This is a genomic window from Brevibacillus panacihumi (assembly GCF_003710985.1).
GTDB lineage: Bacteria > Bacillota > Bacilli > Brevibacillales > Brevibacillaceae > Brevibacillus > Brevibacillus panacihumi.
Genome location: NZ_RHHT01000011.1, coordinates 104,932 through 127,053, shown reverse-complemented (window position 1 = coordinate 127,053; position 22,122 = coordinate 104,932). Strand labels below are relative to the sequence as shown.

At 47.8% G+C, this 22,122-nt stretch carries 20 protein-coding genes; 4 read left to right on the top strand and 16 right to left on the bottom strand.

Annotation, left to right across the window (positions count from 1 at the left end):
• Positions 1 to 16: 16 nt before the first annotated feature.
• The 7 genes from EDM58_RS07200 to EDM58_RS07170 all read right to left on the bottom strand — a co-directional run bounded on the left by EDM58_RS07200 (position 17) and on the right by EDM58_RS07170 (position 8,678).
• The gene (locus tag EDM58_RS07200; protein ID WP_122912729.1) at positions 17 to 745 is read right to left on the bottom strand and encodes an amino acid ABC transporter ATP-binding protein; all 729 of its coding nucleotides are present in this window, start codon (positions 743 to 745) and stop codon (positions 17 to 19) included.
• Positions 746 to 780: 35 nt separating this feature from the next.
• Entirely contained in the window at positions 781 to 1,431 is a 651-nt protein-coding gene (locus EDM58_RS07195; RefSeq protein ID WP_122912728.1) for an amino acid ABC transporter permease, read from the bottom strand.
• A 45-nt stretch (positions 1,432 to 1,476) separates the two neighbouring features.
• Positions 1,477 to 2,304 carry a transporter substrate-binding domain-containing protein gene (locus EDM58_RS07190; RefSeq protein WP_122912727.1) on the bottom strand — a complete coding sequence of 276 codons (828 nt, stop codon included), beginning with the start codon at positions 2,302 to 2,304 and terminating at the stop codon, positions 1,477 to 1,479.
• A 30-nt stretch (positions 2,305 to 2,334) separates the two neighbouring features.
• Positions 2,335 to 3,282: a dimethylarginine dimethylaminohydrolase family protein gene (locus EDM58_RS07185; protein ID WP_122912726.1), complete on the bottom strand. Its 948-nt coding sequence runs from the start codon at positions 3,280 to 3,282 to the stop codon at positions 2,335 to 2,337.
• A gap of 286 nt (positions 3,283 to 3,568) precedes the next feature.
• Positions 3,569 to 4,792, bottom strand: a complete 1,224-nt coding sequence (locus EDM58_RS07180) for an RtcB family protein (RefSeq protein WP_122912725.1) — start codon at positions 4,790 to 4,792, stop codon at positions 3,569 to 3,571.
• A gap of 29 nt (positions 4,793 to 4,821) precedes the next feature.
• Entirely contained in the window at positions 4,822 to 7,410 is a 2,589-nt protein-coding gene (locus tag EDM58_RS07175; protein ID WP_122912724.1) for a metallophosphoesterase, read from the bottom strand.
• A 2-nt stretch (positions 7,411 to 7,412) separates the two neighbouring features.
• Positions 7,413 to 8,678, bottom strand: a complete 1,266-nt coding sequence (locus EDM58_RS07170) for a class I SAM-dependent methyltransferase (RefSeq protein WP_122912723.1) — start codon at positions 8,676 to 8,678, stop codon at positions 7,413 to 7,415.
• A gap of 146 nt (positions 8,679 to 8,824) precedes the next feature.
• Between EDM58_RS07170 and EDM58_RS07165 the strand changes: the two genes are divergently transcribed.
• Together EDM58_RS07165 and EDM58_RS07160 are read left to right on the top strand one after the other, a co-directional pair.
• Entirely contained in the window at positions 8,825 to 10,150 is a 1,326-nt protein-coding gene (locus tag EDM58_RS07165) for a helix-turn-helix transcriptional regulator (RefSeq protein ID WP_122912722.1), read from the top strand.
• Positions 10,125 to 10,949, top strand: coding sequence for a WYL domain-containing protein (locus EDM58_RS07160; RefSeq protein WP_122912721.1), 825 nt, complete (start codon positions 10,125 to 10,127; stop codon positions 10,947 to 10,949). Before EDM58_RS07165 ends, EDM58_RS07160 begins: the two co-directional genes overlap by 26 nt.
• A gap of 49 nt (positions 10,950 to 10,998) precedes the next feature.
• On the opposite strand, the gene EDM58_RS07155 is transcribed toward EDM58_RS07160, so the two are convergent.
• The 5 genes from EDM58_RS07155 to EDM58_RS07135 form a co-directional block, all read right to left on the bottom strand.
• Positions 10,999 to 12,828, bottom strand: a complete 1,830-nt coding sequence (locus EDM58_RS07155) for a UbiD family decarboxylase (protein WP_122912720.1) — start codon at positions 12,826 to 12,828, stop codon at positions 10,999 to 11,001.
• 130 nt (positions 12,829 to 12,958) lie between these two features.
• Positions 12,959 to 13,642, bottom strand: a complete 684-nt coding sequence (locus tag EDM58_RS07150; RefSeq protein WP_122912719.1) for a DNA alkylation repair protein — start codon at positions 13,640 to 13,642, stop codon at positions 12,959 to 12,961.
• Positions 13,643 to 13,671: 29 nt separating this feature from the next.
• Positions 13,672 to 14,289: a DNA-3-methyladenine glycosylase family protein gene (locus EDM58_RS07145; protein ID WP_122912718.1), complete on the bottom strand. Its 618-nt coding sequence runs from the start codon at positions 14,287 to 14,289 to the stop codon at positions 13,672 to 13,674.
• Positions 14,290 to 14,392: 103 nt separating this feature from the next.
• A complete protein-coding gene (locus tag EDM58_RS07140; RefSeq protein WP_122912717.1) occupies positions 14,393 to 15,586 on the bottom strand; it encodes an MFS transporter in 1,194 nt (397 codons plus the stop codon).
• A gap of 56 nt (positions 15,587 to 15,642) precedes the next feature.
• Entirely contained in the window at positions 15,643 to 16,242 is a 600-nt protein-coding gene (locus EDM58_RS07135) for a TetR/AcrR family transcriptional regulator (protein WP_122912716.1), read from the bottom strand.
• A gap of 635 nt (positions 16,243 to 16,877) precedes the next feature.
• On the opposite strand from EDM58_RS07135, the gene EDM58_RS07130 reads away from it, so the two are divergent.
• Entirely contained in the window at positions 16,878 to 17,468 is a 591-nt protein-coding gene (locus EDM58_RS07130) for a sigma-70 family RNA polymerase sigma factor (protein ID WP_122912715.1), read from the top strand.
• Positions 17,443 to 18,543: a hypothetical protein gene (locus EDM58_RS07125; protein WP_183187442.1), complete on the top strand. Its 1,101-nt coding sequence runs from the start codon at positions 17,443 to 17,445 to the stop codon at positions 18,541 to 18,543. The genes EDM58_RS07130 and EDM58_RS07125 overlap by 26 nt, the downstream gene beginning before the upstream one ends.
• Before the next feature lie 122 nt (positions 18,544 to 18,665).
• Here EDM58_RS07125 and EDM58_RS07120 read toward each other — a convergent pair whose 3' ends face one another.
• The 4 genes from EDM58_RS07120 to EDM58_RS26005 all read right to left on the bottom strand — a co-directional run bounded on the left by EDM58_RS07120 (position 18,666) and on the right by EDM58_RS26005 (position 22,100).
• A complete protein-coding gene (locus tag EDM58_RS07120) occupies positions 18,666 to 19,616 on the bottom strand; it encodes a D-2-hydroxyacid dehydrogenase (RefSeq protein WP_122912714.1) in 951 nt (316 codons plus the stop codon).
• Between the two features lie 248 nt (positions 19,617 to 19,864).
• Positions 19,865 to 20,881 (bottom strand): LLM class flavin-dependent oxidoreductase, encoded by a 1,017-nt coding sequence (locus EDM58_RS07115; RefSeq protein ID WP_122912713.1) that lies wholly within the window; start codon positions 20,879 to 20,881, stop codon positions 19,865 to 19,867.
• Between the two features lie 149 nt (positions 20,882 to 21,030).
• Complete coding sequence (locus tag EDM58_RS07110) at positions 21,031 to 21,348, bottom strand: DUF3870 domain-containing protein (RefSeq protein ID WP_246000561.1); 318 nt, start codon at positions 21,346 to 21,348, stop codon at positions 21,031 to 21,033.
• A gap of 20 nt (positions 21,349 to 21,368) precedes the next feature.
• On the bottom strand, positions 21,369 to 22,100 hold the full coding sequence (locus tag EDM58_RS26005) for an ABC transporter ATP-binding protein (protein ID WP_425455605.1): 732 nt from the start codon (positions 22,098 to 22,100) through the stop codon (positions 21,369 to 21,371).
• Between the last annotated feature and the right edge of the window lie 22 nt (positions 22,101 to 22,122).

Here is a 22,122-nt window from a genome sequence, read left to right as displayed (position 1 = left end):
CTCATAGGACAAAAGCTTAATGGTTCAGCACCTTGGAGAGGAAATCCTTCGCCCGATCGGTCTGCGGATTGGTAAAAAACTGTTCTGGCGGCGCGATTTCCACGATTCGTCCATCGGCCATGAAAACGATCTGGTTGCAAATCTCCCGCGCAAATCCCATCTCATGCGTGACCACGACCATCGTCATCCCGGTAGAGGCAAGATGGCGAATAGCATCGAGCACTTCCTTGATCATTTCCGGATCGAGCGCAGAGGTCGGCTCATCGAACAGCATCACTTTGGGGTCCATCGCCAACGCACGGGCTATGGCGACACGCTGCTGCTGCCCTCCCGAGAGCTGGCCGGGATAGGAAGCGAACTTCTCCCCCAACCCAAGTGAAGTCAACAGCTTCTTTGCCTTTTCTTCTGCCTCCTCCTTCGCAACCTTTTTCACCTGAATCGAAGCGATGGCGACGTTTTCGACAGCAGTCAAATGCGGATAGAGGTTAAAGGACTGGAAGACAAAGCCAATGTTCGAGCGAACCTTGTTGATATCCGTCTTGCTGTCATGCACGGATATGCCATCTACCAGGATTTCTCCAGCCTGGATGGATTCCAGCGCATTGATACTGCGGATCAGGGTGCTTTTCCCCGCGCCGCTCGGACCGATCAGGGCATAAATATGGGATTCCGGCACTTCGAGATGAATATCTTTCAGCACATTTACATTTCCAAAGCTTTTGCTCACCTGTTTGATTTGGATCACAGACTATCCTCCCCCCGCAAAATCGAATCGCTTTATCACTCGGATACCCGGTAGCGTCGTTCAATTACATTGATCAGCTGGGAAAGGAAGAACGTGACGCAGAAGTACATGATCGCGACGAAGGTCCATACTTCCATGGCTCGAAATGAAGTCGCTACCACGTTCTTGGCGATCAAGGTCAAATCCACTACCGAGATCACAGATACCAGCGAGGAGTCTTTTATCAATGTGATAAATTGCGACGCCATGGGAGGCACTACCTTGCGAAAAGCCTGTGGCAGAATGATAAAGCGCATGGCCTGAAAGTAGGTCATCCCTGACGAACGCGCGGCCTCCATCTGTCCGCGAGGAACGGCTTGAATGCCAGCGCGGACGATCTCGGCAATAAAGGCCGCGGAAAATAATCCAAGTCCGACAACTCCCGATAAAAACGGTCCCATTTTCAAAATTTTGCCAAGAACAAAATAGATCCAAAACAACAGAACGAGCAGCGGAACGCCCCGGACAAACTCTACATAGCAGACCGCGATAAGAGAAACAAAGCGGTTGCGGGATATCCGACACAGTCCCAGAATAATCCCGACTGGAATACTTACGAGCAAGGCACACGCTGATATTTGCAGCGTCATCCATAGACCGTCCAGCAGAATCGGCATATGTTCAGGAATCACACGCCATGAGCCCATTGCCATCCAACCTCCTCAAGCCCGTATCGTGCTACACGCCGGAACTTAGTAATTGTCCTGTTGAACATTGTTGATCCATTCATTCGACTTGAACCATTTTTGAATGGAAGCCTGATCGGCAGGACCGTTGCGGTAGGAAGCCAGGAACGAGTTGACCCACTGGATCGTGGCGTGGTCGTTGAGCGGCAGGGCAATTCCCAAATTCTCGCTGGATAAAATATCATAAATCCCTCTGACCGAATCTCCGTTCATGATTTCATAGACGGCAATACCTGGCTCATCAAAGATGACGGCATCCGCCTGATTTTGCTTGACTGCCAACGCCGCATTGGCAAAACCGTCAAAATCCATGATTTGCGCATTTTTGAACAATTGCTTGGCCAACAAAGCCCCGGTCGTACCTTGGGAAACGGCAATTTTCTTTCCAGACTGATCCAGGTCTTGCCAGTTTTTTGTGGTGGTATCAGACTTGGGGACCATGACGACTTGTCCTGAGGAGTAATACGGGTCGGAGAAGCTTACAGCCAAGGCGCGATCACCACGGATCGTCATGCCAGAGATGACCATGTCAATATCGCCTGTCTGCAGCGCAGGGATCAGTCCGCTAAATTCAAAATCCTTGAACTCGACTTCTACTTTCAGCGCATCGGCGATTGCTTTTCCTAAATCCATGTCGTAGCCGACATTCACGCCTTGCTTATCTTTCATCTCAAAAGGGAAATAACCCGGCGAGGTGCCGATGATCAGCTTATTTCGGTCGATAATCTTCTGAATCGTAGACGGACCGCCTGCTTCCCCACCGCCTGCCTCCTGGGAACAGCCTGCTGCCAGCATGAGTAAAAACGTCAGGAACAAAAACGACAACCTTTTCATTCCAATCCCCCCTTTAGTAAACAAAACAGATTAGCAGCCAATTGGATCTCTGCGCAGAAACACAGTCATACAGTGCAGCGCGCCCCACCCTTTCATGATTTCATCCACGGGCGTCTCGATTACAGTGATGCCTGCCTGCTCCATCTTCTCCTTCGTCTGGGGATTGCCGGCAGGCAGGACGATTTTTCCCGGCTCCAACGCGACAAAGTTGGTGCAGAAGGTTTCCTTTACCTCATAGGGATCGGTAGCTTCGATCACGGTAAAGTCCTTGTCCAGCAATGGCTTTACAACATCGTAGGGCACTTGCCAGGGAAACAGAACGACTGTCCGCTTGTCCGCAATGTTCAGCAAGCCATCGATATGAGCATGTCCATACGGAATCGGAAAGCGGATAAAATCGGTAACCCCGATATTGCGCAGCTCGGCCTCAACCTGTGCCGCACCTGACTCATTGGCACGTGCTCCTGTCCCGATAATGACTGTTTGCCTGTCCACCCACATCAAGCAGGCACCATCAAAAAATCCATCTCCGTTAATCGTCTTGATGATGGGAACCCCCAGCTTGGCCAACTGTTCGGCAACATAACGCTCTTCCCCGCGACGCGCCTCAATCGCAGGGCGGCAAACAATCGCTCCTTCCGGTGTCATGGCGACCAGATCCCGCAAATAGAGGGCGTTTGGTTTGTCCCCCCGCATGTTCTCGACATAATGAACTTCAATTCCATGCTCCTGGTAAATCTGAACCAGAGCATCCTGCTGCGCGCGCGCCTGATCTGGATTCATCGGTGCCTTCCATCGATAGCGGGAATAGTTCTCCTCCGACACGATTTCGATCTCGCTGCCTGGTCTTCTCATCAAGACGGAGCGAAGCTTGCCTACTTCCGAGTCACAGTACCAGTTGCCCCAGCAGTCAGGCATGTCCTCTGAAAAAACCTTCTCCGACGGAAACCAGCGCTCACCCTGCACATGTAAAGTCATAGCGAAAGTGATTCCTCCCCTTGAGTATTAATGATTTATATAAACCAAGAAGCTTGGATTATATAAGAAAATGACTTGTGATCGAGGGCGTTTCACTTTATGGAAAAGTATAAGAAAAGATAGGTTAAAATATTCTGAATAAATAAAATTTAGTGATCAGAGCTTGTTTCTTTTCCGTGATCTTTCAAATAAAAAGAGGTAAGACTGGCGGATGAAACCTCGAATCGGTTTCGACCATCCTGGCCTGCCTCTGCCTCTCTATTCATCGTCACTACGACTAACGTCTCTAATCTTTATAAGGATCGAATTCGTCTGCCCCGGCCATGCAGACGCCAATCGGCTTCAACACATGCATGATATCAAGTGTTTCTTTGTGTGCTTCGAGAACCTGCTCCAGTTTTTTGTAGACAAAAGGACTTTCATCCGTGCCTGCTCCGCGCAGTTCGACGCCGTAATCACGAATGGCTTTCTTCATTTGCTCTACGGTTATTTTTCCGCCGCTTCGTTTCTTTGTCTTCCAGTTCATTTTTCCGGCTGCTTCCGTACGGCTCATGATGCGGCCAGCGCCATGAACAGTACTGTAATAGGCATCCTTGTTCTCCTGCGAATCCTTCCCTTTTACAATGACGGAGATATCCCCCATGCTGCCGCCGATAAAACCCAGCTGACCGGGCGCTGAAGGGGTTGCCCCTTTTCGAACTACGACATGCTCCTTGCCGTCATGGACTTCTTTCCAGGCAAAATTATGGTGGTTATGCACTTCAAAGGTAGCCTGCGCATCCAAGATATCCAGCACCTGATGGATGACATAATCACGACCCGCGTAAGCATACTTGCCTGCCAACGTCATCGCGCGGAAATACATGTCTCCGACCTCGCTATGCAAATCCAGCAGCGTCGGGGGCTGATCCATACTCTCTCCCGCTGCCTTGTCGGAGAATTTTTTGCCTTGCGCCAGGTTTAAGAAGCCGCTTGCCGTCTTGTGTCCAAATCCACGGCTTCCAAAATGGTTGGCAATCCATACATCCCCGGAGGCTTGTTCCACGAACAGATCGACAAAATGATTGCCGCTCCCAACGGTGCCCAATTGATTGCGAGCCAACGCTTTGAGTGAATCATGCTCGTGCTTCCCGATGCTCTGATAGACGCTCCAGTCCGCATCGTCAAACAGCTCATGGTCGACCTTTTCATTGTTGGACCGCCCGATCCCGAACGATATCCTGCGGGAAATCTCATCCATGATCGCAGGCAATCTGTCTTTAATTTCATCGTATTTCAAATTGGTGCGGACAGCCTTGTTTCCGCAGGCAATGTCATAGCCGACACCGGATGGGGAAATCTGACCATCGTAAACCACAACCCCGCCTACCGGTTGCGAATATCCTTTATGATGATCGGCCATAAGCAAGACCTGCACTACATTGCCGTACTTGGAGCAGGTGACAGCTTGGGATACTGCATTGTCCAGCGGCGTACCCCAAACTCTGACGTTTTCGATGATTTGATACATAGGTTTGCACTCCTTCAATATCGCCCTCTTTACAGTCGAGGATCTATTTCTTTTTCATTCGAAACTTCCCATAACAGCTGAGATACAACACTCTGATACTGCGTATTGTCTTCCGTAATGCGGGAAAACGGAATAGCTAGCATCTGCCTTCCAAGCTGATATTCCTTCATGGATGTTCGCAACTTTTGACCGATTTTCTTTTGTTTGATCAGCTTCCGATACTTGTGAGGGAAGCGGTAATCGTAGCCGTAAATGATGGATAAATACTCAGGGTTGCGAACCTTCATGTAAGGAACTGCTTTATCATCCATGAACTCTGGCTTGATGACCACGCCTTCCATCTGCTTTTCCATCGTCAGGAAAGAATAGTATCGATGAGCTTGAACGTACGAATCGGGCGTATATAAATCGACACATCGATAATCATCATCCGTTACAAATCGGTACATGTCAGAAGTTTTCCAGTTTGGAATCTGCTCTTCTCCGCTTTCATATACCAGCTTTAACAGCCCAAATGGTTTGAATTCGAGTTCTTGGTCGGCGGCATATATCTCAAGCTGCTTCTGATAGATCTGACTGGCTTGTACGTGTTCCTCTACAGGCACATACGTTTCAGCAAATTGGCAGAGATTCTTGAAATTTTGATAAGTATTCCCGCCGTATTTTTCGATCAATGCCTGCTTGGAATGATGATATTGATCTTTTTCAAACCCGCTTTCCTTGTAGGCCTGAAGCAGCTTTTGATAGGCTTGATCAAAATCATTTTGTTTCAAAAATGCCAGCTCGCTCTCCAGCGCCTTCTGGATCGGCTTGAACTGTTTTTCGATCAGCCCTTCGCCCAGCGCCTTCCACGGCATTAGTTCGCCATCCAGAATCATCATACGAACCTGATGCTGTTCCATGAACCCCTGAAAACGTTGCAAGAGATTTTCATAGATGCTGGAAAGCTCGATCTGTTTGATTGGATGGCCATGACGACTGACAGCAAAACATTTGCTGACATCCTTGAACAGATATACATTACATCGCGAGCCCATATACTTCGGCTGCAAAACAACATGCTGCACTCCTTGATCTCTAAAGTACTGCAATGCCTTTTCCAAGGACTCGAGTTGATTTGCCGCTTCATCCTTATCTGCTGGTGGCATGGTACCTGATATAAAATTGATCTGATTTTGCGCGTACGAAAGCAATGTTCGCTTTTGTTCGTCGTTCATCTCTTGAACCGATCTTATTTTATCATCATCTTGAAAAAGAATGGGCAAATCTTCCTGAATCACACTGTGCGCTGACGGATACGTCTGGGTAAATAGCTTATGAGAGATCGTCACAGACGTCAGCGCGTTGCCGTGTACGCATCCTGTATCGAGATGAATCTTGTTTTTGATTCGAAAGGATTGTTTGGCAGCGATATGACCAAACAAGTGATACGGATGATTTTTTACAGCCTCCGTTTTCAAAAAAGCTAATTGATCTTCATATGGCTCTGTGCGATTGATCCTGAAATTGCGTTGGTGTCGTACCGAATTGCTGTCCAGCTTGCCGATGTATTTATTTTTGCAGGGTGCGTGAGTGACATAAAAAGATGGACCCGCAATGCCGTGACGCTTGTAGAATGGCCTGGACAGGCGGTACAAATCAATAAACTTCTCTCTTAACGAGTCGTCTGCTGACAAAATCTGTATGGAATCAAAGTAAGTACGAAGAAGCTCTTCATCGACTTCGCTTATTTCTCCATGAAGATATTTATAGACAAAATTTTCGTGATTTCCTGTCACGAGGTAGAACAGTTCACGGTTTTCATACAAAAACTCGATTGTCTCCTTGGTTTGCTTCCCTTTGTCAATCCAGTCCCCAGCCAGAATGATCTTCGTTTGTTTTCCTTTTCCTTGAGCCATCAGCTTGTTTTCGTTCAATTCAAAACCATGTCGGACCAAAAGACTTTTTAACTCCTCCACACATTCATGAATATCACCGATGATCAAGTAGCTTTGGTCAGGCGGCAGGATGGTAGAAACATATTCATCCTTGTCGGATATGACGATCGAATAGGCAGGATTTGCTTGGAGCGTTGCCGGTAAGTAAAAATCCTTGCTGCGAATGCGGTGGATTCTAGCATATTTTTCGCCCGCGAGTGAACGGATGACTTCTTTTTTCAAGCGATTGATATGCGAAGTGATCAGTTTTTTGGAACGCTCAGAAGCGTAGTAATCCTCACGGCTGCGGTAATCAAAGAGGATTACTTCCACTCTGTAGGTGTTCTCTCTGGCGATCTCACGCACCTTGGCGCGAAAGTCTTCTGCCAATCCCGTAGTGTCGACCACGACAAACTCTGCATTGACCGGAAAGCTCGTTACCATCCTCAGCTTTTCATACAGCAGATGGAACGCTTGCTCACTTGTCTCCAGCATGACTTGGTCGTATTTGTCATGCTCATGACCAAGCAGTTCTTGGCGGATGGCATCGGAGGACAGGTATTGAACGTTTGCTTTTATTCGTTTATTTTCATCAGAAAATTGAAGCGCAGGAATCAGAACCTGCTTAGCGAAGGTTGTTTTTCCGCATTCGGTCGGACCTACCAATAAAAAGACAGTATGAACATTTGTTTGAAGCTGCATGCTTACTCTCCCCTTTTCCTGAGGATGGCACCTTGCGTAGTCTGGATGTTGTTGACGCAATCCCCAATCCCAACAAACTCACAGTGCACTTGCATATCCCATGTCACGTCATTCAGCCATTGCCGAAACGCTGCTTCCCCCATTTCCCATTTGTGATCATCATGACGATAGGAGGTTAGCGCATAATAGCGATTAAAGTCTGCGTTGGGTGTCGTGATGACGAAATACTCGAAATGAACCTCTTGGCATATATGCCGAATCAGCTTTGCCGCTTCTTCCAGACTCATGTGCTCGATCACTTCGGTTAGAATGACATCTACCTGTTCACCGTTATACTCCCATAAAAACTGATCAATCGAGAGCATGGGTATCACGTTATCCAGTTCTTTTTTCTCTGCTTTCCGCTTCACCGCTTGCATTGCTTCCTCGTTGATATCAATTGCGTAATAACTGGATTCCAGCTTTCCAGCAAACGGGATCGCATAGAAGCCTTCCCCGCAGCCAACGTCCAGAATTGATTTGTCAAACGGAAGAAGGTTCTCGATAAAGGCCCTTCTTTGCTGCGCCGTACTTCCATATTCGAAGGAAATGACCTCGCGCTTCGATTGTTCCAAGCTGCTTTTGTATCTGTGGTAGAGCTCCCTTGTAAGCAAGAAGTTCCTGGAAAAAAGGCTTCGGATATAGAAAGGCGCTTCCATCACTTGCAGGCTCTTGATGTATTTCTCCAAAAGACTGTCGGATATGTGAAAACGTTCGTTGCCCGTGATGGCCAAAAATACACAGAGCACACTTGCGACATGAAGCAGTTGATACAAACTCTTTTGTGTCTTTACTGTCAGAGAGTAGCTCATATGTGCGAGATGTTGGATTTCAAAAGAAAAGTCATGCAAGTGATTCGAAAAGAACTGGATATAATGGATCCTTTCGATATGGATCATGTTAATAAACAAAGAATGTTCATACCCTTCTACGTCTCGCTCATCTTGCGCGCGAAGGGTCGCTGAAAAAAATTCATTTAACGCATTCAAAGGAAACAAAGGTGTGTTATACCTGGATAGATTCAAATATTCAAAGTTTTCATTTTCTGACCGTTTATAAGAAACTTCATTCTCCGCATCCTTGAAATAGATGTTGAATATATGATTGTCAGAAAACCAGCCAAATGCAGTTCCTTTCCTGATTGTTCGCAGGATCATTCCTGAGTCGGGATTTTTCTTGATCAGAAATGAGAACTGAGGATTGGCAGATTGCAATTGAAGAATTGCCATGTTACCCATCTCCTCCACTACATACTGTGCAGCCGTGGTTTGTAACCCTATCATTACGCATTACAGGTTTATCGAACATGGCAAAAGTATTACGACATTGGAGTATAATGAGAAAAAGACCATCGACATGGGAGCGGAGTAATTGAATGGCAAAAGAAAGCTTTGACAAAGAAATCCAGTTCTTGCGCATGCTGCTGCTCACCAGCGGGGCTTTCAGCAGAAAACAGTTTGCTGAGCGCTTGGGGATTTCCGTACATACGTTCGACAAAACGGCAAGACGTTTGAAAGACATTCTCCTTTCGATAAAAAAAGAACAAGCCCAGCAAGACAGCTTGGAGCTGAATCAGTTCACCAGGTTCAATTATTATGAAACGTCAGAGCCGCTTCTCCTGTTTTTATTCCGAGCCAAATCACTGAAAGAGTCGGAAAGCTATCGTCTATCCGTGTTGCTCTCCGCAATGCAGGAACAAGCTCTCTCAGCCACAGAACTGCTGGAAGTATGCAACAGACTTTTTCCCTCTGAAATCGTCTTGCCTGACGAAAAAACCATCCGTTCTGATCTGAAGTATCTGGAGGAAGTAGGCGTCATTACCAGGGAGCCAGGTGGACGCCCTATTCGCTATCGACTGCACAACGAAATAATTACGCAGTTGACAGATGAAGAATTACTGGACTTGTATGATTATGTCGATGTCATGGCAAACACACAGGTCCCTTCCGTACAGGGATACATGCTTCGGGATAATTTGAAAAAAATGGTGAAACAGCTCCATCCTGCGCCTGTTTTTACGGAGAGATTTCTCTATAAATACCATTTTCATTCGCGTATCCTAGATGAAGCTCATCTTTACACGTTGTTCCAAGCCATCCACCAAAAACGCAAAATCAGCTTTGACTACTTCACACCAAGATCAGGGACAAAATACGCAGCACAAAACACCAACCCTTTATTCGAAAAAAAATCTACTGGGAGAAAAGAGCATGTCCTCCCGCTCAAAGTGATTTACGACCATCAATATGGCAGATGGTATTTACTTGCTCATAAACACGGCAAAGGAATGGTGAAATATCGGCTGGAGGGAATCACCCAAATTACAGAGGAAGATGTCGTTTCGGTAGATGTATTTATGCAGCAACAGGAGCAGTTGGCGGAAAGCATCCGTTATAGCTGGTTGATTGATACGGGGCGACCTCTAAAAGTCAAAGTCCGTTTTTTCAACCCTGATGGCTACCAGCCCAACTTTGTCAAAGAAAGAGTTTCACTTCAAGGACAGTGGGGAGTCATCACGGAAGAGTCAGATGATTCCTTTATTTATGAAATCATGGTCAACGGCATAACGGAGATCAAGCCCTGGCTTCGCAGTTTTGGATCGAGCTGCGAAGTTCTAGAGCCCGCTTTTCTGCGCAGGGACATGATCAAGGAATGGAAGGAGATTTTGTCCTATTATGAATCCGTTCGAGAAAATCTTTAACTATCAGATTATCAGCAGATTGGAAGAATCGGGTACGATCGCAATCACTTCTCATGAACGGACCTGGTTAAAGACCATGCTGGCCCATCCTGCAGCCAGGCACGCCTTCTCGGAGGAGACCCTCACGAAATTACAAGGCATACTCGCGCAGGTGGAGCCCTACGATTTGTCGGGTGGCTTCGTGGAGAAGGCCAAATCGCAAGAGAAACAAATCTACCACCCGCTCCTCCGCAAATTTCGAGGAATACTTGTACGAAAACAGGGAATGTACATTACCTATCAAAACCGAAATGGCAAAACACATCTTGAGCAACGCGGTTTTCCCTACAAACTCGAATACTCCATGGTAAAGCGCGAGTGGTATTTGCTATGGTACCATTTTCGCATCAAGTCCTTCATGTCGACGCGATTGCAGCATGTCTTTTCTGTGAGGGAGCACCCTGTATCGAGCCAAGTAGCACAAGAAACGATCGCAATCATTGAGACATCTCTCGAAATGAGAAAAGAGCAGGCCGTCATCGAGGTAGTCCCCGCCTACAACCAGGAACTGACACGAATCCTGTACGCCTTTTCTTGCTTTGAAAAAGAGGTTGAGTATCTGGATCAGGCAGATACGTATCGAATCAAGCTATTCTATCTGGAGGATGATCGGGAATACATCCTTTCCAAAATTCGCTTCCTCGGTACTCGCATTCGTGTCATAGAGGGAAAGAAATTGCAGCTGCGGATGTACGAATCTGCCCAAAAGGCTCTACTGCGCTACGGAATATCGATGCGCAACCCGGAAACATCAGAATAACTTCAAAAAAAACAAGCTAGCTGTTGCGTCCAGCTAGCTTGCTTCGTATTTACAACAATCCGCCAAGAACAGCACCTTTCACAAAAAATCGCTCGATGTTCTTCTCGACTGTGGGATCGGGAATGAGAGGCGGCGCATGATGCGGCTTGATCCGAGCGTCGATAATCACGTTGTCGCAGCCCCAATGCTTGTAGGAATAATAGCTGTTGACCCCGTAGATATCGTGGGATGGATTGCTTCTCGTAAAGGTAGCCCAGAGGAAGTTTTTGAGATTTGCACTCAAAAACGAGCTGTCATCGCACAAAATGATCAACGGACACGTATCAATGCCCCCCTTTTCACCAAGCGCGCTGCAGAGCTGTTCCATTTCCGTTAGCTCGATTTTGTAGTCGGTAAAGGATGGCGCTTGCAAGGCGACTACTCCAGGCATCACCAGCTGTGCATTGCCATAACCCCGGATTTCTTTCAATGCCTCAGGAACCTCTGTACACAGATCCCGCTTTTTGTCTCCGCATGCTGCAAATACCACTTTGCTTCCGGTATTCAGGCCTGTACCCGAATAATCCAAAGTATCAATCGTGGTATTGGTCTGAAAGTGAATGTCGCGGTGCAGGTCGATCCGCTCCAGAATATAGCGCAAAAACCCTTCTTCATCATGCGTATCCAGCGGACGATCCTCCTCCGCCGCAATAAAGAGGTATTTCGCCAGGCTAAGCTGTCCGGTGCCAAGAATGCGATTGGCTATCGTGAGAATTTCGGAAGGCTGCTTGACCGGTTGGTATGGCGTATACCGTTCACTGCCAATCGCAAACAACAGTGGATGAACGCCAGCCGCGTCGACCGCATGCACTTCCTTCACACCGGGGATCTCCTGCTTCACCGCATCGCCCGTCAACTCATGGATCAACTGACCGAAGGAAGTGTCCTCCTGTGGTGGACGGCCCACGACGGTAAACGGCCAGATGGCGTTTGGCTTCGCGTATACCTTATGGACCCGCATAACGGGAAATGGATGAGTCAGGCTGTAGTACCCCAGATGGTCGCCGAAAGGTCCTTCCGGTTTGGTCTCATTCGGATATATTTCTCCCGTAATCACGAAATCAGCGTCATTGCTGATGCAATAGCCGTCGATATAGCTGTATTGAAAACGACGTCCCGCAAGCAAACCGGCAAAGGTCAGCTCGCTCATCCCCTCTGGCAGAGGCATAACTGCCGATAATGTGTGGGAAGGCGGTCCTCCCACAAAGCAGCTAACCTTGAGCGGCTTGCCCATTTTGTTTGCCTTGGCCTGGTGGATACCGATGCCGCGGTGAATCTGGTAATGCAAGCCTACCTCTCGATTCACCTCGTACTCATTTCCGGTCAATTGAACGCGATACATCCCCAGATTGGAATTCATGATCCCTGGTTTTTCCGGGTCCTCGCTGTAGATTTGCGGCAAGGTGACGAATGCGCCGCCGTCCATCGGCCAGCTTTGGATCAGCGGCAGGTCCGTGATCTTGATCTCTTGAGCGGTGACGGGCTCGCTTGATGATTTTTGCATAGGGAGGGCTTTCCATGCCGCTAGTCCGCTGCCCACATGCTTGAATGGGTTTTTGATAGCCTTCATGGGATCGTTGCGAAGAGCGATGATGTTCTCCGCGGCTTGCCAGGTATGGCGAAAGATGAAACGGCTGCGCTCGATTGTGCCGAACAGATTCGATACAGCACGAAATCTCGAGCCTTTTACATTTTCAAACAGAAGGGCAGGTCCATTTGCTTCGTATACTTTTAAATGGATCGCCGCCATTTCCAAATACGGGTCTACTTCTTCTTTTATGCGAACCAGATGTCCGTTTTTTTCCAAATCTAGTATGCATTCTTCCAGATTGCTGTACATGATCAAGTGGCTCCATTCTCTAGAGTCTACATTCTCTCTTCCTATTCTACCAATAATTTATCGACTTTCCCACTAAACCGCGCTCCCACTACGAATCTCAAACATCAATCCAAATGGGCGGCTATATGGTTCATTTTCGCTTCATCGCACGTATCTTTTTTTTCGTTTCCGCATCCACACGATGGGACTCGGTGATCTTTTGCAATGTCTTATTGTATGTAAAATCATCGAGGGAGCATTGCTGCAGGTATGCGAGTGTGGCATGAGGATCCTTGACATAACAGACCGACAATGCCCAGGCAACGGCCATTTTGACGTAGTAGCCGTCATGCTTGATCGTATCCAGCTTCTCAAAAACGCGACGGATGTAGACAGGGTCGACATAGAAGTTGAGGAGCATGACAACGCCGAAACGCAGCTCGTATTCTTTGTTTGATTGGAGGTATGGCTGTAAAAAGTCCCAAACGCGTTCTTGATTGGATTTTGTGAAGGTCAGTCCGACGCAAAAGCTGTCGCATACAGACCAGTTGTCAATCTTGGGGACAAAGTCGGACACGTAGAGAAGCTTTTCCTCCAGGTCGCATCGCACATATCCGATAACCATCCCCTGCAGCATGATCTCTTCAAAATAGTCATTTTCCGCTTGCTCCAGATATGTACGCCAGTCCCCTTTTGCAATGGCTTTTGCCATTTTGCGCAGCAAGGGCAATCGCACACCCAGCACATTGTTGATTGTCGGGAGCAGTGAGGAGGCAAACCGCCGGTAGTTTTCCTCCGCCAATTCCAGTAGCTGCTCTCTTACCGTTTTGTCCACTTCACCATTCCTCCCTCGGTTAGAATTTCTCAGTCAAAAGAGATCTCCCACAGGTAAATGGAAGCGATTGAACCAAGTGGTGAATAACGCTGACGGTACTTTTCAAATTGCTCCTTGGTAATGGTATCGAGACCGTGCAGCTTCATCATCCCGCGTCGAATCGCGATATCTCCCCAGCTGACAACGTCTCTGCGCTCCAGGCAATTGATCAGCAGCATTTCAGCCGTCCAAATTCCCACGCCATGCAGCTTGGTCAGTTTTTGGATCACTTCCCGATCCGGCAAATCCCTGATTTCTTCCAACAGAAAAGCTCCTTCGGCAATGGTCGAAGATATCGCATGAATGCAGTTCGCCTTTTTCATCGTCAACCCGCATGCTTGAATATCTTCTGTCGAGTGCCTCGTCAAGTTGAGCGGTGTGATTTCGCCTAGGCGTTTTTGCATTCTTTCCCATACTGTTGCAGCTGCTTTGGCTGAGATGAGTTGCCCGACGATGGCATGGATGAGCGCAGCGAACAGATCAGGGATGATGACACGCTCGATTTTGCCCATGCGTGCCATGGCGGCCCCGAGCTGAGGGTCGACTTTCGTCAGGTAATCCATCTCAGCTTGGGTGTATTCAAAAAGCTTGGTTCGAACAGTTCCCACTTTGCAAGCCTCCTGACCTCTCTTGTCTTCGCTGCTTCCACTATATCGCAAGTAAAGGACTGACGAAGCGATTGTGCAATAGAATAGCAAGATATTGAAGGAGTTAATCTGCCATTCTGCCCCTTTTAGTCGCGCGCAAGGACAGAAGAAAACATGCAAACAGTACAAGTGCTGCTGCTAGATACGGGTAATCGATATGAATATCAAAGAGAAGACCCGCGATGACAGGGCCAGCAATGTTTCCCAAACTCGTGAAGGCGGAATTCAGGCCCGCGACATACCCTTGCTGGTCATGCGCCATTTTGGACATCTGCGTGCCAATCGCCGGCCGCAGAATATCGATCGCCAAAAACAGGATGAAGGTAACCAGGGTGATGGCCCAGAATTGCTGTACAAAAAGGGTCAGCACGATGAAAAGGCTGGCAATGATCAAACACGTTGTGATGACTCGTTCTTCTCCAAAACGGTTCAGAATCCAGCCAAAGATCGTGATCTGCACGACTGCCCCTGATATCGATCCAAACGTAATGATAAACGCGATGTCTTTCGGTGTAAAACCAAACTTGTGGTCCACGAACAAGCCAAAAATCGTCTCATAGTTCGCCAGACCGAATGACATAACGAATACAATGATCAAACTCAAGAAATACGGTTCGCGATACGAAGACATCAGCTGTGTGAGCAGGTTTTGCTTGTTCTTTGGCCCGGATTCAGCAGATGTTCTGGTTTTCGGCCTAGCGGATTCTGGCAGGATGAGCAATGTGATTAGCGCTGCTACAGCAGCTGCAGCAGCTGCCGCATAAAATGGAACGCGAACGCCGTACTCCGCTAAAAATCCTCCGATCCCCGGACCGATGATAAAACCGGTGGTTATCGCTGCGTTAATGAATCCCATCCCTCCGGCACGTTCTTCATCGGTGGTGATATCCGCGGTGTAAGCCATGACAGCCGGCATGATTAGTGCTGCGCCAATCCCGCCGATCATTCGCGAAGCAAATAACAGAAAGGGACTGCTTGCGAAGCCGAACAACCATTCCGAAAATGCAAAGACGAGCATACCGGCAATAATGATCTTTTTTCTTCCCCACGAGTCCGACAATTTTCCTGCCAATGGTGAAAATAGCAGCTGTGTCAGGGAGAACGCCGCTACCAGCAGTCCCAAGATACTTCCATTGATATGAAGGATGTTCATATAGGTAGGCATGATGGGGATGACCAGACCGACTCCAGTGAAAATCAGAAAAATATTGAGCATGAGGAGCAACATCGCTCCTCGATTTCGAAATAATAAAGACATACATGACCTCCAATCCCTTATACGGGAGTGCATACAACTTGCGAATTTAGGTATGCTCAGTCAGATTCCTTTGCCATTCCATAAAGAAATGCCTGGACAGCTGACTGATAAATTTTCCCTACATCCTCGGATGAGGCGGTGCGCGACATCTGATTCAGACCGACAAACAAGCTCTCCAAGGCAATAGCCAAATACTTGGCATTCACAGGCTTGAATTCCCCCTGATCGATCCCGCGCTGAATAAATGTCTCGAAGAACTGGAAGTGGTTTTGGTAAATGACTTTGATCCGCTCTTCTACTTCATTTGATTTCTCTTCCAGATGAAAAAATTCATCTGCCGCCCGAGTAAGCGGATGGTTCAGATCCTCAAGCGCCAATTGTTCAGCTATACCGAACAGCTTTTCTTTCATTGTTTGATACTGCCATTGTTTTTTTTCCCAATTCTCTTCCCACTCACGATCCCATTCATCAAGCAGATAGAGAAACAGCCCTTCCTTGCTTTTGAAATGATAATAAATATTCCCTTTGCTGCTTCCCGTCGCCGCTACGATATCCTCAATCGAGGTCGCTTTGTAGCCCTTTAACGCAAACAGGGAACGAGCGGCATCTGCAACCCGCTTCTTTGTTTGTTCGCTTTGCATTTGCTTTTTATTCAAGGTGATCCCACCTTCCGTTTCGATATCACGGATGTCGCATCCATTTTATACTGAACGTTCATTCTGTATCATACCAAATCAGAACGGAGCGAAGTAAAGTTTTTTCGCTCAGCACAACACACATCATCAGCCATGCGAGGGAGATCGACGCATGGCTTTCATAATGAGATGTCTGATCAGAGACCCTAATTACGATTACCTGCTTTATGGATGCCGCGCCAGCCCACAGCCGCTGCCGTGCCAGCCGATTTAAGCCCGACGGTATGACGATAACCCGCCGCTATCGAGTCGCATCTTTTGTTCGCAACGGTTTTCAAAATCAAATCCCCCTTCATTCATCATTTCCAGACAATAGTTCAAAGCTCTGGCAAGGGAATTGGTCGCTTCTCCTCTTATAGAGAAAGCAGGATGCAACGAAGAAAGACTTCCATTCGTCCCATCTCTCAGTCGCTGCTTTTTTGACTTGAATACGGCCTTAATTTACCCATGATAGGTCGTGGCATCTCTGATTGTTTTTTCGGACTGAGAGCCTCATGCACTCGACCGTTTGCAAAAAATCGAAGAAGAGAACCGAACCTTTTTCTGATAGAGAGACAATATAGGGTGTAAGCAGCTTACTCAGGAGGGCCCTCTTCATGCAAGGTGAACATATGTACCAACTGCTCAAAAAAATGAAGGAAGGTGATCAACAGGCGTTTCACGAGATGTATGATGCCACCTTTCAGGACGTTTACCGCACAGTCTCTTTTCTGGTGGATCACCAACAGGATCGGGAAGATGTCATGAACGAGATCTATATGCAAATGTGGATCTCACTTGACAACTACGATACGAACCGTCCCTTCCACTTCTGGCTGCACGGCTTGGTAATCCGTCAAGTGCAGAGATTTCGGGTCAAGAGCTGGAGGAGATTCCGAATTTTTGAACGCATCCTTGCCTTTTCTCGGGAAGAGTCTTATTGGGATCAACCTACTGCGTTGATGGATGGAACGCATCAAATGATATCGCAGTCCATGCGAAAGCTGACCGACAAACAGCGGGCAGTGATTATCCTCCGCTTTTTTCACGACTATACGCTTGAGGAAATTGCGACTATTCTCGATATTCCGCTGGGTACAGTCAAGTCCAGATATCATGCTGGCCTCCAGGCGCTTCGAAAAGACTTAGGGAATCTCCTCCCAGAAAGGATGGAAAAAATCAATGACTATCGAACGCAAAATCCGTGAGCATCTACTCAAAGAGGCTGAATCGATGGAATGTCCTCCGGAAATTTCCAAACGAATCGAACAATCCTATACTCACTATTTTCAACCAAAAAGGAGAGAAATGACGATGAAAAAAAGAGTGATTGGTGGAATTGTTGCTGCTGCGATTTTGATTCCAACCGCAGCATTTGCTGCCCCTCCCCTGCTTGAAATGCTTACTAGAACACCATTGACTGCTGAACAAGTCAAGGTAGATGAAGTTAGCAAAGCAACACTTGAGAAGCTGTATAGCGCATTTCCCGAAACAAAATCGTTTGAGATCATCGAGGCAAGCAACGTTCAAGGTGATGCAATCAACCCGAAAGACTCCACTGAGTTATCCAAAGTAAATGTGAACCAAACAAGCATCATCCTGCAGGAAAAAGGCGGAACCGGTAAAAAGATTACCCTTCATATAAATGGCGGTACGGGTGAGATTGAACACGTGGATCAAGAGAATTGGGAGCCTAAGGAGAAGCCGCTCATTACGTTAACCGATCAGGAAATCAAGGCGAAGGTAGATTCTCTCATTGATAAAATGTATGGTAACGTCGATGCGTACGAGTTTGCTATGGAACAAATGGAGAACCCAAATCAAAAAGTATTGATGTTGAATTACATCATAAAAGGAGCAGATACCCCGTTCTACCAAGTATTTGTTCACGACAACGCCATTAATCTTACTCGGGTAGGAGGCGAGCCTGCACCTTCGCACATCAAAGTAGAAGGATTGTTCACAAGGGATGGCAAGCCTGATTATACGTATGATTCCATTTTAAACGATGATAAACTGTTTGCTTTGCTACAAATCAGCCCGACAGAATTAAAAGAAGAACTGGCAAAAGGTCTATCTGTTGCGGATATTGCAGCGTCCAAAAATATCACCAAACAACAAGTGCTCGAGGTGATTGCAAATACACAGGTTGAAATACAGCTGAAAGCTGAACAAAATGGAGTGGTTCCTAAAAGCAATCGCTCAAAGGAACAATTGTTAAAGGATATTGAACCAAAACTATTGCCAATCCTTGATCACAAAAATGAGACGCCACAGAAGTAATCATAAGTCACGGCTGATGCGGTCAGATAAGTAATAAGCGGCCGGTATTCTTCGATGAGAGGATACCGGCCCTTTCTATTCAATGGAGGATACCACGAGTGATTAGCAAAGCCTGTCAATTCCTAATATCCTGCTTTTCGGTCCACGACGCCTGTCAACGGCTCGCCTTTTTCATACCGTCCGAGGTTTGCAAGCAAGTACTGTCCCAGCCGCTCTTTGGTGCTGGGCCCTGACATATGCGGGGTTATATACGCTTGCGGCAATGTCCAAAGCGGACTGTCTGCCGGAAGCGGCTCTTGCTCAAATACATCCAGAATGGCCGCCCTCAGATGCCCCGATCGCAATACTTCGATTAGCTCTTCTTCGGCAATCAGCGAGCCGCGCCCGATATTGACCAGACAGGAGGTAGGCTTCATCGCCAGCAAAACATCGCGGTTGACTGCATGGCGGGTTTGTTCCGTCAACGGCAAGATCAGGACCAGAACATCCAAGTCTTTGACAAAATCATGCCATTCATTCGGACCGAAGTGGCGATCTACCAGATGCGCTTCCCTCCCGCTATAGCTTAGGCCGTAAACCTGCATATCAAAGGCACGCGCTTTTCGGATAATTTCTTTGCCAATCGAGCCGAGACCGGCGATGCCGATGGTCTGCCCTTGCAAAAGCTGTGTTAAGAACGGCTGCCAGCTTCTCTCTTTTTGAGCTGCCTGGCTTCTGGCAATATCTTGATAGACATAGAGCAGCTGGGCAAAAACATATTCAGACATCGGACCGCCGAATTGATCCACGACACGCGTAATCACAATATCCTCGCAAATGGAAGTGGAGCGCATCAGGTCATCCACACCCGCTCCAAGGGACTGGATCCACTTGACGGAGCTTGCCTCCGGCCTTTCGAGCAGTTGCAGCGGAAACTTCCATTGCAACAGGATCTCCGTATCGGGTAGGTTCGCCACTGCCTCTTCCGGCGTCGTTGCAGCATGGACGTTCGTATATCCTTTCTCTTTTAGCATGTCTGCGTATGTACTGGCATCTGACGGTGTATAGATCAGGATTTTGGCTGCTTTGTTCATTTTGATTCCCCCATTCTTTTCAAACGCATTTGGTTATGAAAATCAATATTGCGCAAATTCAATCGTCTTGGCTGAGTATTCTCCAACACAGAGCCATTTCGCATGTATTGCGTCATGTCAGCTTCATTTTAGCCTATTTAATCAATTCTTCAATGTATGATTGGACACACGAGTTCAAATTGAACAAAAAGAGAGGATAAAATGCTCTGAAATGAACACTTTATCCTCGAATCAAAGAACTTTATATCCTATCTGACATAACCGGGGTCCTTCGCTTGCTGAAAGGCAGGCATTACCTCCCGGGCGACGAGCTCCATCGATTTCATCACTTTCTCATGCGGCAGAGCGCCAAAGTTCATCAGCATCATCACATGATCCATCCCGATCTCCTGGTATCTGCGAATCATTTGGATCACATCCTCGGGAGAACCGATCAGGAGCTGTTCTCTCGCTTGCAGATCCTCGAAGGCCGCTCCTTTCCCATATTGCCGGGTTGCCAGATAGAGATTCAAATGCTCCCTCGCTATCTCGATCGCTTCTTCACGCGTTTCCGCGACGTACGTATGCAAAGCCAGCGGGATATTGATCCTGCTCTCATCATGGCCGGCACCCCGATACGCCATCTTGAAGTCTTGAATGATCCCTGCCAGTTCCTGAATCGAGTTGGCTGCCACATACGGAACACCCATGATGTTGTACCCCATCGCCCCTACATATTTGACCCCCTGAGGACGAAGCGCGCCAATCCAGAGCGGCACTTCCTTTTGCTTGGGCAATAGCTTCAACTGAACATCCGAAAACTGATAAAACTCGCCTCGATGGCTAAACATCTCTCCCTTCCACGCTTTTTCGATTACAGCCAATGCGTCATTAAAACGAAACGCTTTGTCTTTTCCATCGAGGTTGAACCCGGCGAACTCATGCGGCAAATATCCGCTACCGAGACCGAGATTCAGCCGGCCATTGCTGAACACGTCCGCCAACGCATAGTCCTCTGCGACGCGCAAGGGATTGTGAAAAGGCAGTGAGACAATGGATACGCCTAGACGGATCCGATTTGTGCGCTGCGCGGCTGCGGTAATCAGCATATGAGGCGAGGTCAAGATGCCGTACTCGCTGAAATGGTGCTCAGCGTACCAGACGGAGTCGTAGCCCAAGCGATCGGCAAGCTCTGTCTGCTCCAATACTTCATACAGCATCTCCTCGGCTGTGCGTGCATATCGGTCGGAGTAGTTGTCAAAAACGGTGAATAATCCAAATTTCATAAATGGTTCCTCCTCAGTTCATTGTGATTGTAGAAAAAACAAACCAGCACACCAAAAAAGACCTCTCGTCCTGTTTTGATGTGCTGGCGGAAATCCACTACTTGAAGAAAAGGTTTGCTTTTCCCCCATGGATAACTCAGCATGTACGCTTATTTCAGTTCGCAATAGCGGTCATAGGCTTGCTGGATCGCATACTGGATCGCTCCTACGCCGGGTACTTTGATGGACTCTTTCAGCCGCTGCCTCACCTCATCCAATCCATTTCGCAGACTAACTCCGCGAAGCAGATTCGCGAGGAATTGATTGGACAGCTCCATGACAAAGGTAAAGGAAATATCGTGGATCGTCTCTGTCTCCTTGTCGACAATCATCACACAGCCGATCATGCGGTACACCTCGTGCAAAGACGTATCCTTGGGAAACTCGGCAAATCCTGCTGTCATGACCAGGCTGCTGCACCTATTCACTTCTCTCTCACCTCCTCACACTAGTGACTGCTCAGGTAAGCGTCCCGAATGCGCGAATCCTGCAATAAGTGTTGCGGGAGCCCTTCCAGCTTGATTCGACCATTTTCCAGGACATAGGCGTAATCGGCGATTTGCAACGCGGCTTTGGCGTTTTGCTCGACGAGGATAATCGTCATGTCGGACTGCTTTAGCTGATAGAGACGGTCGAAGATTTCCTCCACGATCAACGGCGCCAAGCCAAGCGAGGGTTCGTCAAGCAGAAGCACCCTGGGATGTGCCATCAGCCCGCGAACGATAGCCAGCATTTGCTGCTCTCCTCCGCTCAGCGTGCCTGCCAGTTGTTTGCGCCTTTCCTTCAGCCTGGGGAACAACTGATACATCTGCTCCATCTCTTCCTCGATCCTGCGCTTCTCTTTTGCAGGAATCATCCAGGAGTCAAGTCGCGGATATGCTCCCAGACGAATGCTCTCTTCGACAGTCAGTTCGGCAAACATGCCCCTTCGCTCCGGCACCAGATTGATTCCCATCCGCGAGACGCTTTCTGCCGGCAGCTTTTCCATCGCCTTGTTCTCGAAGTATATCGTCCCTTGTTTGGGGCTGTATTGACCAGCGATTGTACCGAGCAGCGTAGATTTTCCGGCTCCGTTGGCCCCGATGACTGCGACGAGGGAACCCTTGTCAATCTGCAAATCAACGCCTTTGAGGGCGTGAATCGTGGAGCGGTAGGTATGGACATCTTTCAACGTCAAGATCGGCTCGCGGTCCTCCCGCATG